The organism is Leptospirales bacterium (genome assembly GCA_019694655.1).
In the GTDB taxonomy this organism is placed as follows: Bacteria; Spirochaetota; Leptospiria; order Leptospirales; family Leptonemataceae; genus SSF53.
In genome coordinates this window covers 1-12230 of record JAIBBN010000010.1, presented here as the reverse complement: position 1 = coordinate 12230, position 12230 = coordinate 1, and the positions used below count along the sequence as shown (strand labels likewise).

Sequence of the window (12230 nt, the reverse complement as noted above, 5' to 3'; positions counted from 1 at the left end):
ATGAGCGTGTCCACGAAAGCGGAGGAAGTCCAACTACGGAAGACTTGGATTTTGAGCGCGAAAAGTCCGCATATCGACGATGATGGTCTGCCCAAATTTCTCCAGAACAAGAAGGTCCTTGTCCCCCGTAATGATAAAGTCCGCACTCACGAAGTCTGCCAATTGGAGTATGAGATTATCTTTGGGATCTCGGCAGATTTCTGGCGGACTGTTGTCGGAGGAGACGACAAAGAATCCTGATCGAAGATGCTTCGCATATTGAGTCGTTGCTGCTTTCGGGACTTTGAGCTTCTTCTGGACAATCCGGGTGAACTCCTTAAGGATTTCTTCCGTGAGGTACACTTCGTGCTTACGAACAGCTTCTTCGAAAATATCAGCGGCGACACCCGAAAAAACGAGGGCAGATACGAGAATATTCGTGTCCAGGACGAGCTTCAACTGAGTTTAGAAAGAAGCTCTTCCTCGGAAAATATGCCGGCCTTCTCTGCATAAGGGCGTAGTTGCCCTCGAATGCGTGCAGTTTCTTGGAGGAAGACGTACTGACGAACCGCCTCTTGAACGATGTCGCTCCTCGTGGCGTGCTTTTGCTTTGCAAGCCGGTTGAGCTTGCGGACGAGGTCATCGCCCATGCTGATTGAAACCACCTGCCTCATTGTATTACAATGTAATAAATCATCCACTTGACGTCAAGCTTCGATTTTCAAAGAGTCTACCCCCTGCGCGGGGGCACGTCAAGGGTAACCGACGTTGGCGCGGAGCGCCAATGTGGTTGAGTGCGGTCCGGTGCGCGCCATATTTTCAGCCCAAAGGGCGGCGCGCATTCGGACGGAGCAGAAAAGGCGAACATGTGAGCCGTTCTGCGGAGAGGGGCGAAACCCGAGCACCGCAGGGCTATGCCCGAGGAGCGGAGCGTTTACCCGAAGTTATGCGAGCGTTTGCGCGCGCTGGACCGGGTTGAGTTGTTTCAACGGCTGTCCGGAATACCTTGATGAGCTTGAAAACGTTGCTGCGCAAAAGCGTGTAGTGGGCGGTCAGAGCCAAGGCGATGGGGATGGCCTCAAGGAGAGCGGGCAGAGTTTGCGTGAGGGCGGCGCCCAAGCCTGTCAAGGCAAGCAAAACCACGCCTGCCCCGCAAATGACTTTTTCAAAGGTGCGTAGGGAGTAGTGAATCACCAACGGACTTCCCGTGCCGGTCATTTTGCCGGAACCGACGATAGTTACGTACGGCAGGATCGAGAAGTAGGAGAAATACCGGAACGTAAAGGTGTCGTTCGTGGCTAGGCCCGTTGAGCTCGCCCAATTGCGCATAACGTATGAAGCTAACAGAAGTTGCGAGCGAAGCGAGCAAATTGTCCGCAGCACGGCGCGGCGCCTGCGCTTTTTGATATTCCTGAATCCGCACGCGCCCGCGCGAGCAAAAAAAAGGAACTTGTGAGCCGTTTGCTGAGAGTGCCAGGACCGAGTACCGTAGCGGAACGTAGTGTAGCGGAGGCGCGGAGCTGTTTGCGAGAGTAATGCGCAGTACCCTGCGGGGGGGTTACCAAAAAATGCGAACGATGCAATCATCTCCGATCGGAGCGTGAGCGATCTCCACAACCGATGCGATTAGCCTAGCCTTTTCGTAGCGGATTCCCTTTGCGGAGATACTTTTAGAATCCAGCTGACGCACCGGATCTGGAACAGTAGAAAAAGTTCCGACAAATTGAGGGAACAATGACGTGATTTGCTTCAGTAGAATTGGAACGGAGAACAGCAAATACTCTCCGCGTTTTTGTCCGGGATTAACCAGGAAAGCTTCAAAATTTGCATAGAGACCAATAGGCGAGTTGTGCTTAGCTGCCGCGCCTAGAATTTCTTGTATGTCTTTGTCGGGTAGGGGATCATAATCATGTTGAAATGAATAGGATTCTTTTCGAACGGCAGCAGGTTGATGCTCAGAGTAGATTTTCTGAATGGCGTCACGAACGGTCTGTGGCTCGTGCTCTAGTTCATAAACCCCGATTTTCCAAGACATGGTTTCCTCCCGACAGGGTATTTCGCCTAACGTATCAAGCTAGCCGACGTGCGGTCGCAGCGAGCATGTGCCCGAGTTCCGGTGCGGAACGCGCCTTCTTTTCTCCTCCCCGGCGCGTTTCCGCACGAGGGAAAAAAATGAGGGCAAAGCCCGAATGTTTCCCGAGAGGAACGAGCGGCCGAGCACCGGAGCGTAGCGGAGGCGCGCAGCGGCCAGCGGGAGTTATGCGACGTTCCCGCCCGTCAATACCGTAGCAGGACCGAGGGACCCGATTTGATCAGAAACAAGGACAGCTTCTCAACGAACGACCGGGTATCGCTTCGGCCGGGAAAAGTTGCGAGGATCCGGAGCAGCAACCCCCGGGCCAGGGACAACGAGTCGCGTAGCGCGGCTCTTTCGTCAAGATCAGCCTGTTTGTAGACTGGCAGTAGAACACGAACGCTAATCAGGGCGAGGAACTCCTTGCGCCATTCTGGCCGAAGATCAAGAACGTGATGCGGGTGCGTAAGGCGACACTTAAGTGAGAGGGCCTTCTCTGGATGGAGACCAAAGAGTGCTGAGAGCCACCTACACTCCGACTCAACATCCACTGCCGAGAGCACGGCTACGGCAAGATCAGGTTGCAACTTGGACAGACGCGTGGCAGAGTCAATATCAGACAACCGATGGAGTGACTCTGCAGCCTTTGCAACGTCCGAGTTACCGAAATCCGAATAGCCTTTCATCGGTTCCACGGGCGGGAAAGTTCAGCGAGACTACCCGCGTACACGTTCAGGTCCACAAAGCCGGGTACTCCACTGATTGAGCCCCGGTTGGAGTACTGCCAAAAGGCCCAGCGGAGCCCCGCGCGCGGCCGGGTAAAGATGTCGCGAATCCACAGGCGCTTCAAGTATTTGGAGATCGGGTACTGGTCCAGAAACTCGTAGGTCGTGTAGACCACGGGCTCTTGACCGTAGTGGTCTTTTACCATAGTATAGAAGACTTCAATGTCACGTCGAAAGTCAAGGCTGGCAGGGCGGAGCCGAAAGTTTCCCGTGAATTCAAGGTCAATGGCGGGAGGCAGGGAATCAGGAACTCTTGGAACCGTTGCGATAAAGTTGCGGGCTTGGTCAGCACCAGAGCGGCATAGGGTATAAAAAAGGTATGCTCCGGTAAGAATGCCATGCTGTCTGGACGAGCTCCAGTTCTTCCGGAAGCGCTTGTCAACGAAGTCTGCACCTTCGGTTGCTTTGATAAAGGCGAAGGAAATTCCGGCTCCGCGCACCTCCCTCCAGTCAATCGCTCCCTGGTGATTGGATACGTCGATACCTCGGGCGGGGAATTCATTGATTGAAGGGTCGTTGAACCATATGATGCCGAAGAAGAACAGACCCAAGATAGCTAGCGTTGCTCCAAGAATGACGGCAACAATGAAGTAGAGATTGCGGCGAGTCACTGTCATCCCCTCTGCGCCATTTCAGATAACGTTGAAGCTAGCCGACGTTGGCGCGCCCGCGCCAATGTGGTTGAAGCGCGGTCCGGCACGCGCCGTTTGTTCCGCCCAAAGGGCGGCGCGTGTCCGGACGGAGCGGAACGAGGCGAACTGGTGAGCCGGTTCCGCGTAGAGCGCGAAATCCGAGGACCGCAGGCCCTTGGCCGAGGACCGGAGCGGCCAGCCGTAAGTTATGCGCCGTTCCGCATGTGACTACTTGGAATGGAGATCCAATGATTTAGGTTTGAGGAGCGCCTTGAGTGCCATGACATGACAAACGAGCATAAGCGGAACGCAGACGGCCGGGACAAACCATTGTCCATGGAGGTAGCGGGCTGCATGAATGCTAGCCGCATGCGGAAGGGCGATGAGCAGATCGAGCAAACCGAACAAGGTGCATGCCCAAGCAAAACCGATTGAGAAGCGGATCCGGTGATGCAAAAGCAGGATCGCCACGAGGGAGAGCAATGCTGTTAATGAATCTCCGATTGCCGTTGGAAGTGCGAAGGATTGTGGTAGTGCTGGAGCGAGATTTTCCACGGTCAACCCGAGTCCTAACACGCGGAAGAGCTGGGGAGTCAGCCAGACTTTGAGCTGGGTTGTACGCTCAGAATCGCGGATTGCCGGGGCAAGCCAAACAAGAACGACAACCGTCCAAACGATCGAAAACCAAAAGAATTGACTCACAAAAGCAATAATCGGATTCATCGATACACTCTCCGGGTACTAGGATATTGACTAAAAAAAGAAAATTTCGCTGTGACGAACATGTTGGCTCGATCGACCCCATGCGGAATGGCGCATAACGTACCGCCAGTATTCGACGGTTTCGTGCGCCGTTATTTCGGAGAAAGCCGAAGGCTTTCGACCTTACGGCGCGCGAAACTGTGGGCGAGCGGCGGTGCGACGCGCGCATTCATTCTTCACCTATGCGCGCGTCCGCACGAGCCGGAAGGAGCGGCGCATATTTTGCGGAATCACGAAGTGATTTCCGCTTTCTTCGTGCCGCGACTCCGGCGAGAGCGCGAGGTCCGAGCACCGGAGGCAAAGCCGAGGAGCGGAGCGGTTACGCGAAGTTATATGCCGTTCCGCGAAAGGGTCAGGAGGGCGCCGCGGGCCACGCGATTTTCCCGGGGATCCACTGATAGAAGTCCCATTGAACTCCAAAAGGGTGTTCGATAGGATCGTTGAAGTCCGCGTAGTTTTCGCGAATCCAGAGTTCCAAGTATTTCTCACCGAGCAAACGTCCGAGATTGGCGGCGGCTCTTCCGGGATGGGCACCGGGTACAATGGCGGAGGCGTTCCGGCTCTTTTCGTCACGGAGACGCTGGATGTGCTCGGCGTAGACATGAGGATATGCGGCCTCAAGGGACAATAGGCGAACTGTCGTTTGTTCGGGGTCATACTTTGAAGCGAGATTGGAAATCAAAGCCCTGCGAATGTCCTCGGCAATGACGAACAGATACCCGTGAGCATCGTGGGAGTGGAAGTGTGGGATCAACGCTTGATACTCTGGTATCTTTGGGCAGTGGCGGATCGCAATGACGGTGTGCAGAAGGCGTAGGTAATCAAGTTCGACCGAACGTGATTTTGCGCCTTTCAGATTCAGCGGGGACTTTGCCATCCCCAGTATGTGAGTTTTTGGATGCATATGAGCGTGCCAGCCGTCTGCGTGATCGTCCAAGAATATCAACGGTGTTCTCCTTTCGCGCAATTGCGCATAACGTGGTGAGTTACCAGAAGTGCGCGAAGCGCATTTGTCCGCAGCACGGCGCAGTGCGCGCGCTTCTAATATTACGAAATTCGCGCGCAACCGCGCGAGACAAAAAGGCGAACCAGTGAGCCGTTTGTCGAGAGTGCAAGGACCGAGCACCGCAGGCGGCCTGACCGCCGAGGAGCGGAGCGGCTACATGGAGTTATGCGAAGTTTTTCCGCGTGCCGCTTCGCGGGTGTTCCCTTGAGGATGAGCGTTTGGTTTCCGTCTCCACCCGTTCGGCGAGGAACAGCTTAATCAGAGACTGATACGGGACGTCTCTTTTGTTGGCCAGGGCTCGAAGCCGGTCCATGAGCGGGACAGGTAAACGTATTGAAATACTGCGCGTGGTTGGACGCAGCTCCGCGAAGGATACCTTCTCGGAAGTCTCAAAGTTTACATAGTCTGCGGCATCGTGCGAGGCCCAGAACTCGCGCTCAGCGTCTTCGGACTTAAAGTGGGGAATCTTTTTTAAGTTTTTCATATATGCGATCTTCGTTCTGATTCATGTCTCGGGCTGAAATCACGCGGATCAGATTTTTTCGGACAGTGAAGACAACGAATAGATGCCTTACCACGTTGGTTTGTCCGAGGACATAGTACCGACCCTCCGCTTTGGAGGAATGTGGGCCATCCGACCGAACCAGGATAGGCTCATTGAAGAACACTTCTTCTGATTCACCGTTGGTCACCTGGTGCAGCGTCCAATTCTTCTCGGAATTACCCGAATCCCATTGAAAACCAGTCAGAGACGAGAGATCAATCACTGTATATACAGGATATATACGGGCGACCGGGAGGCAAGCAGAAAAAGCCGCTTTTGGTGGACATTTTCCCACGCGGAAAAATTTCGCATAACGTTCTAGGGTTTGCGAAGTTGGCCCGAAGGGCCAATTTGGTTGAGCGCGTTCCGGCGGGCGCGCATCTTATCTTCCAAATATCGCGCCCGTCCGGATGGAGCGCAGCAAGGCGAACCGGTGAGCCGGCTGCGCGGAGAGCGCGAAACCCGAGGAGCGAGCGAAGCGAGTGACGCAGCGCAAAGCCGAAGTTGAGTTTGTCGAAAAAGCCCGCTTTTGGAAAAGAAGCGCCAAAAATTGACGCAACTTGCCGTCATGCCTCTGAAGTTTCGGAAGGAGAGCGCAGATGGCCCGCTACAAACGCCATGATCGCACACAATGCCGCATGATCGTCGTTGATTTCGATAGACATTATTGATCGGCGTTTTCGCTTTAGCAGTCTGGATACGCGCTGCAGGAACGACGAAACCGGCGCTCCAGCATTCGACCCGCGTACTTTGCTTAAGATCATTCTGTATGCCTATTCGCGCGGCCTGTATTCCTCGCGGGCGATTGAGGAGGCGTGCCCCACAAATGTAACCTTCATGGCGCTCTCCGGCTGCGCGATGCCGGACTGTACAACGATTGCAGCCTTTGTCGCCTCCCTTGGTGACGAGGTTGCCGACCTCTTCGCCGACGCGCTTGCGGTGTGTCTGCGGCTGGGTCTGGTGGGCGGACGAATACTGGCGATCGACGGTTGTAAACTGGCCTCGAATGCCAGCCGCGAATGGAGCGGAACATTCAGCGATCTACGAAAGAAACGCGACAAGCTCAAAGCTCAAGTACAGCTCGTAATGCGCAGCCACAGGCAGAACGACCGTAAAGCCAGCCGGGTTGCGAAGCTTCGCCATCAAAGCGCATCGAGAAATTTTTGCGCGAGAATGAGCCGCGTCGCGGTCAGCGGAACAATGAAATCCAGAGCAACGTTACGGACAACGAAAGCGCGAAGATCAAGTCCTCACGCGGCATGATTCAGGGCTACAACGGAATCGCGCTGGTGGATGCCAGACATCAGATTGTGCTCTCGGCTGGCGCGCACGGCCGCGGCCCGGAACACGAACTGTTGCGACCGACACTGGAAAATCTGGACATAAATCTTAAGCGCCGTCATCGTCATGGATTTGATATCCGGCGCACGATCTTGCTGGGAGACACAGGCTACTTCTCGGAAGATAATCTGGCCTATCTTGCAAGGCGACAGATTGAGGCAGTGATTCCAGACCAGGGCTACCGCCGGCGCGATGATCGATTTGTAACCGCTCGCCGGTACAAAGATCGCATCCAGGGGCGACAGCGACGCAAGCCGACGACGCCGAAGTTCACTGTCGACGATTTCCGATTCAACAAACAGAGCAACACCTACTCCTGCCCGGCGAGCAAGACGCTGCGTCAGACAACGGCTTCGATGTGGATTCATGATACGAATTTTCGCCGCTATGCGGCCAGGGCTTCGGACTGCTCAGCGTGCCAGCTGCGAAAGCGCTGTCTCGGAACAGACACAGCCAGGCGGCGAAATTTACACATCATCAACAATCGCGGCGAAGCGACGCACGCCACCCGCATGAAGGCAAAGATCGACACCCTTCGAGGTCGCCGGCTCTATTCAAAACGCATGGGCATCGTGGAGCCCGTGTTTGCGAACATTACCTTCCAGAAAGGGCTCAATCGTTTCACGCTGCGTGGTCAACAAAAAGTAAACGCCCAATGGCTGCTCTATTGCATGGTCCACAACATCGAAAAGATCGCCAACGCTGCTGATCTCCGGCGTTTGTGATCGCGCAATCCGTGCGCCCGGGCCGCCATTCGCGCACCGCCCTGCGAAAAACGTCGAATCGGCTGGCTCCGATCCAAAAAGTTCGCCTCGATCTGTCCGAAGGGGCAGGCGAGGACAGGCAGCTTCAAATTCTGTACTTATTCGTCAGTCTGGTTAGGCGAGGGAGGCCGGGCCTATCTAGAGGCACTTCAGGCAGAATTCGATGGATTTTCTTTCGCGGAGCCCAGGGTTAGATTCGGCCGCGAACTCCATGACGGCCTTCTTGATCTCGGTCTTTGCAACCTGAGTGAAACTAAACTTCAACGGATGCCGCTGGATGAACTCGCGTACTGCTGGGACAAGTCCGAGTTTTTCCGGGCGCTGTCCACGACTCATTAGGTATTCAATGGTCTCCAGAGCCACGAAGGAATAGGGGCGACCTTTTTTCAAAAGGGAACGAAGTTCAGAAGGCGTTGGATGACTATATGCCAAAGCGAGAACCCAGTCACCGGGTCGTACTGGGTCCGAGATTAGCAATTCAATTGATTCAGACAGGGAAGTAGCGCCGGATAGCGCCAGAGCCTGTGAAGAGGTGCCTGGCTTTTTGCACGATGGGTGCTTGAGAAAGTCCAGAGCGAGCGCGGCCGTCTTGTCGGCCGAGTTTGATTCTCTTGTCGCAGACACGAGATGGACGAAAGTATCCGCATTGAATATATCTTCATAACGCGTCCACAGACGCAGGACTGGGTGTGATCCGGCGACAGAAGGAGCCTCCTTTGATGGCCAGCTTACACGATTCGGGGATTCATGATATTGCTTTGAGACGGTCTCATATGCGTAATCAACAGTTCCCAGAAACTCTGAGAGTCCGGCGTCGAGCACTGCAAATACGTATATCGGCGGGCTTTCGTCAGAAAGTGCACGGTCTGTGACATCAATCTTTTCTCCCCGTAGGGCAAAAAGGTAGTCTTCGCTTTCCCCTCGGAATTCAGTTATTGCTCCCTTTGAGAATATCGCAAAGGCAGATCCGATGTCATCATCGAACCAGCAGAGGCATGTTTCCGTAACCTTTGAACAGACAGCAGCAAGGAAGAGGTCAAGGCATATTTGTCCGTCCAGTTGCGATGGGCAAGGGACCGATTGTGGCTTTGGAATACGGCCGCGCGACGAAATACGGAAAACGCCGAATTCTTTTACCTTACCGGACAGGTTGGCACCCGAGAGACTGAATTCAACATTCGGAAAAGTTTCTGTGAGTGCGCGATACAGTGCCTCGAGTTCAAGCTTTGACTTTTGAATGAATAGATGTTCCATAGTAGTCTAGTTTTGTAGCCCGGCCTCTTTCGCATAACGTATTAGTTGCCCGAAGTTGACCGGCCGAGCGAAGCGCAGAGCCGGGCAGCGAGCTGAATTCAGAGAAAGCCCGCCTTAACTTTTGCTTCTTCTATCTAAAGGCATTTCGAGCGGAGCGAGGTATTCCTAAAATCCCGTATCAACATATAAATGTTGTACTACGCATGACTTGCGAGACTGTCCGGCGTGCCGGTCAATTTGTCCGCAGCACGACGCGGTGCGCGCACTTCTAATATTCCTAAACCTGCGCGCATCCGCGCGAGCGGAACAAATGAAATGGTTCCGCGAGAGTGCCAGGACCGAGCACCGGAGCGAAACGAAGTGCGGCGTAGGGCGGAGCGGGCAACGGAAGTTATGCGAAGTTGTGCGCGATTTTAATGCTGGCATTTCAGTTCCGATTCAAGCGGGAATAATGCAGCGACAGATTTGCGAGTCTCTACCGGGAACTGACAGACGTAACGACCGAACACATCTGTCCGGCTGTAGGAATATTGGCGAGCCATCGCCACAACGACGGTGTCGTTCAGGAACACTGCAAAATTGGCGGGTGCGTTCTGGCACTTCCAGTGTGACCAGAGAATGAAACGGTTGAATTGCGTCGGTGAGCCGCGGACATAGATGGTGACAGGTCGGAAGAATGAAAGGGCGTATTGAGGTTTGCACTTGGTTTCCCATTCAAGCATTGTCTGCTTGGAGGGCACAGGAGGCATATTCTCTGCATCCTCTTTGGGGGCAAGTGACTCATAAGGGACCCCTTGCGGCAGACAGGAACCGTACTTAGTGGACGGGGACAGTATATCCTCCCGGGCAAAAAAAGGGCCACGCTGAACAATGAGAGAAGCGTGGGATTGACGCACGGTGAGCTCAGTTTCTCTCCAAGTCTGGACAGCCCATTCGTGAATAAGGAATACGGAAGGCACGGCAAGGAGGAAAGCCCAAGGTAAGATCCAAAGGATTCGCCATCCGACAATCAGTTTGCGTCTTGCGAACAAGATAACTCCAGATGCAAAGCCAGTGAATGAATATCCGTACAGGAAAAGAAGGATCGTGTACCCTTCATCATTCCTGCAAAACGATGCTTCGTGAGAATGGATCGCCAAGAGCGCCCAAACACAGCCGAGCGGTATTATTATTAAGAGTGGTTTCAAAGTTGGTAGAGCGCACAATTTCGCATAACGGACAGGACAACCGAAGGACGAGCGGAGCGAGTCTTTGGTCAAGCCTGATCCGGCACGCGCCATTTATTCAGCCCAACGGGCGGCGCGTGACCGGACGGAGCGCAACAAGGCGAACGTGTGAGCCGGTTGCGCGGAGAAGGCGCAGACCCAAGGAGCCCCGACAGGGGCGACGCCGCGGTTGTCCGGAAGTTAGGCGAAGTCAGCGGGCCGTTTTTCGGAATTGACACACAGTACAATGTGTGCCATGTTGTGTAAATGGCCACAAACCTGTCAATAAATGAACGCCTGCTGACGGAGGCAAAGAAACTGGGGCATTTCAAGACCAAGCGGGAGACCGTGAATTCTGCGTTGGAAGAGTTCATTCAAAGGCGCCGGCAGGTTGAGATCAAGAAGCTTTTCAACAGCATAGAGTATGATCCGGGCTATGATTACAAGAAGACGCGCATGAAACGGCAACCGCGATGACGAGGGTGCTTATAGATACGAGCGTTTGGTCGGAAGTCCTGCGGCGCAAACCCGAGCATTCTCCCGGAGTCCGGGAAACGCTGATAGAGCTCGTGGATGCGCACCGTGCTGTTTTGATGGGCTTGGTGCGACAGGAGCTGTTGTCCGGGATAAGGAAAGAAGAGGATTTCAAAGAATTGCGGGCCAAGTTACGGGCCTTTCCCGATGAAGAGATCCGGACCGAGGATTACGAAACGGCTGCAGAGTATTTCAACAGGTGCCGAGCCAAAGGAGTGCAGGGATCGTTTACGGACTTTCTGATCTGTGCGGTAGCGGTGAACCATGAGTTGGCAATCTTCACGATGGACAAGGACTTTGTTCAATATAGCAAGATCCTACCGATAGACTTGCATTCCCCGGCCCGCTGATTTCGCCTAACGAAAGAGGGTAACCGAAGTCGTGAGCGAAGCGAACGATTTGCCCGAAGGCCCGCTCCGGCACGCGCCATTTATTCTGCCGTAAGGCGGCGCGTGTCCGGACGTAGCCCAAAGAGGCGGAGCCGTTTGGGCGGAGAGGGCCGAGCGGCCGAGCCCGAGCCTGTCGAGGGCGCAGCGGTTACCCGGAAGTTAGCCGATCGTCCGCAAGGGGTCGGGAGCCCACGGATGGGCGACTCGGGGAAACACTTGAATGGCCCACTGCTGGGTGAAGACCCATTGATCAAGCGTCCAAGTCCCATGAGTCGCGAATTCGATGATGCCGTTTCAATTCACGAACGAGAATCTGCTTAATGTACGGGTGCTCGACAATCCATCCCTCTTTCATCCCGTCGGGCAGGTTGCGACCGATCGTGTACTTGTCCGCATCAGGGTATTCGCGGTCAAGAGCGTCGTCTGAACTGTATAGAGGGGACAATGTCAGCTGGTTTTCATAGAAGCCCGGGCGAGCCATGATCTTCTCGGCCTCAGATTGAAGATCCGTTTTCGAGTAAACGGGGGGTGGCAAAAGGCCGTTTTCACGCATGCGCATCTGCTGATCGGCGAGCGCTTCCTCGCGACGGCGACGGAAAATGCGGCGCAATGGCGCGAACAAAAGAATTCCGACGAGACTGACAATGATAAGAAAGATGATGAGGCTGACGTACTCTGATCCTGTCATACACTGTTTTCCCAGCGAACCGCTGGTTTTGACGATGACAAAATTGCCGGCCAGGACGGCCGGCTTAAGCTTTTGCGGATGTCGGCTAACGTTCTAGCTACGCGACGTTGCCGCGAAGCGGCAATGTGCCAGAAGGCCGTCGCGGTAGGCGCCCTGCCATATTCCAGAATAGCGCCTGTCCGCGCGAGCGCAGCGAGAGGCCGAGGGCCGAGCACCGCAGGCGAAGCCGAGGAGCGCAGCGCGTAGCGGGAGTTAAACGATTGGCCCTCGCTC

15 protein-coding genes are annotated in these 12230 nt (G+C 54.6%); 4 read left to right on the top strand and 11 right to left on the bottom strand.

Annotation, left to right across the window (positions count from 1 at the left end; all coding sequences use genetic code 11):
• Positions 1-33: 33 nt before the first annotated feature.
• From K1X75_13150 to K1X75_13115, 8 genes are all read right to left on the bottom strand, one after another.
• Positions 34-438, bottom strand: a complete 405-nt coding sequence (locus K1X75_13150) for a putative toxin-antitoxin system toxin component, PIN family (GenBank protein ID MBX7059006.1) — start codon at positions 436-438, stop codon at positions 34-36.
• Positions 435-653 carry a ribbon-helix-helix protein, CopG family gene (locus K1X75_13145; protein MBX7059005.1) on the bottom strand — a complete coding sequence of 73 codons (219 nt, stop codon included), beginning with the start codon at positions 651-653 and terminating at the stop codon, positions 435-437. Before K1X75_13145 ends, K1X75_13150 begins: the two co-directional genes overlap by 4 nt.
• Before the next feature lie 884 nt (positions 654-1537).
• Positions 1538-2014, bottom strand: a complete 477-nt coding sequence (locus tag K1X75_13140) for a hypothetical protein (protein ID MBX7059004.1) — start codon at positions 2012-2014, stop codon at positions 1538-1540.
• A 721-nt stretch (positions 2015-2735) separates the two neighbouring features.
• Entirely contained in the window at positions 2736-3455 is a 720-nt protein-coding gene (locus tag K1X75_13135) for a glycoside hydrolase family 25 protein (GenBank protein MBX7059003.1), read from the bottom strand.
• Positions 3456-3698: 243 nt separating this feature from the next.
• Complete coding sequence (locus K1X75_13130) at positions 3699-4193, bottom strand: hypothetical protein (protein ID MBX7059002.1); 495 nt, start codon at positions 4191-4193, stop codon at positions 3699-3701.
• A gap of 391 nt (positions 4194-4584) precedes the next feature.
• Entirely contained in the window at positions 4585-5178 is a 594-nt protein-coding gene (locus K1X75_13125; GenBank protein MBX7059001.1) for a hypothetical protein, read from the bottom strand.
• A gap of 223 nt (positions 5179-5401) precedes the next feature.
• Positions 5402-5722, bottom strand: a complete 321-nt coding sequence (locus K1X75_13120; GenBank protein ID MBX7059000.1) for a BrnA antitoxin family protein — start codon at positions 5720-5722, stop codon at positions 5402-5404.
• Positions 5691-6005, bottom strand: coding sequence for a BrnT family toxin (locus K1X75_13115; protein MBX7058999.1), 315 nt, complete (start codon positions 6003-6005; stop codon positions 5691-5693). The genes K1X75_13120 and K1X75_13115 overlap by 32 nt, the downstream gene beginning before the upstream one ends.
• Before the next feature lie 425 nt (positions 6006-6430).
• Here K1X75_13115 and K1X75_13110 point away from each other — a divergent pair, with 425 nt between their 5' ends.
• On the top strand, positions 6431-7045 hold the full coding sequence (locus K1X75_13110; protein MBX7058998.1) for a transposase: 615 nt from the start codon (positions 6431-6433) through the stop codon (positions 7043-7045).
• Positions 7042-7848 (top strand): transposase, encoded by an 807-nt coding sequence (locus tag K1X75_13105; GenBank protein ID MBX7058997.1) that lies wholly within the window; start codon positions 7042-7044, stop codon positions 7846-7848. The genes K1X75_13110 and K1X75_13105 overlap by 4 nt, the downstream gene beginning before the upstream one ends.
• 177 nt (positions 7849-8025) lie before the next feature.
• On the opposite strand, the gene K1X75_13100 is transcribed toward K1X75_13105, so the two are convergent.
• Positions 8026-9141 (bottom strand): hypothetical protein, encoded by a 1116-nt coding sequence (locus tag K1X75_13100; GenBank protein MBX7058996.1) that lies wholly within the window; start codon positions 9139-9141, stop codon positions 8026-8028.
• 413 nt (positions 9142-9554) lie between these two features.
• Positions 9555-10328, bottom strand: a complete 774-nt coding sequence (locus K1X75_13095; protein MBX7058995.1) for a hypothetical protein — start codon at positions 10326-10328, stop codon at positions 9555-9557.
• Positions 10329-10613: 285 nt separating this feature from the next.
• On the opposite strand from K1X75_13095, the gene K1X75_13090 reads away from it, so the two are divergent.
• The gene (locus K1X75_13090; GenBank protein ID MBX7058994.1) at positions 10614-10823 is read left to right on the top strand and encodes a type II toxin-antitoxin system VapB family antitoxin; all 210 of its coding nucleotides are present in this window, start codon (positions 10614-10616) and stop codon (positions 10821-10823) included.
• Positions 10820-11230, top strand: coding sequence for a PIN domain-containing protein (locus K1X75_13085; protein ID MBX7058993.1), 411 nt, complete (start codon positions 10820-10822; stop codon positions 11228-11230). Before K1X75_13090 ends, K1X75_13085 begins: the two co-directional genes overlap by 4 nt.
• A gap of 289 nt (positions 11231-11519) precedes the next feature.
• Here K1X75_13085 and K1X75_13080 read toward each other — a convergent pair whose 3' ends face one another.
• Entirely contained in the window at positions 11520-11957 is a 438-nt protein-coding gene (locus K1X75_13080) for a hypothetical protein (GenBank protein MBX7058992.1), read from the bottom strand.
• Positions 11958-12230: the final 273 nt, after the last annotated feature.

Excerpts from the sequence above, each read along its gene's own strand:
- K1X75_13105 (MBX7058997.1), top strand. The coding sequence starts at position 7,042 with ATGATTCAGGGCTACAACGGAATCGCGCTGGTGGATGCCAGACATCAG.
- K1X75_13135 (MBX7059003.1), bottom strand. The coding sequence starts at position 3,455 with ATGACAGTGACTCGCCGCAATCTCTACTTCATTGTTGCCGTCATTCTT.
- K1X75_13080 (MBX7058992.1), bottom strand. The coding sequence starts at position 11,957 with ATGACAGGATCAGAGTACGTCAGCCTCATCATCTTTCTTATCATTGTC.
- K1X75_13145 (MBX7059005.1), bottom strand. The coding sequence starts at position 653 with ATGAGGCAGGTGGTTTCAATCAGCATGGGCGATGACCTCGTCCGCAAG.
- K1X75_13090 (MBX7058994.1), top strand. The coding sequence starts at position 10,614 with ATGGCCACAAACCTGTCAATAAATGAACGCCTGCTGACGGAGGCAAAG.
- K1X75_13100 (MBX7058996.1), bottom strand. The coding sequence starts at position 9,141 with ATGGAACATCTATTCATTCAAAAGTCAAAGCTTGAACTCGAGGCACTG.
- K1X75_13130 (MBX7059002.1), bottom strand. The coding sequence starts at position 4,193 with ATGAATCCGATTATTGCTTTTGTGAGTCAATTCTTTTGGTTTTCGATC.
- K1X75_13120 (MBX7059000.1), bottom strand. The coding sequence starts at position 5,722 with ATGAAAAACTTAAAAAAGATTCCCCACTTTAAGTCCGAAGACGCTGAG.
- K1X75_13140 (MBX7059004.1), bottom strand. The coding sequence starts at position 2,014 with ATGTCTTGGAAAATCGGGGTTTATGAACTAGAGCACGAGCCACAGACC.
- K1X75_13085 (MBX7058993.1), top strand. The coding sequence starts at position 10,820 with ATGACGAGGGTGCTTATAGATACGAGCGTTTGGTCGGAAGTCCTGCGG.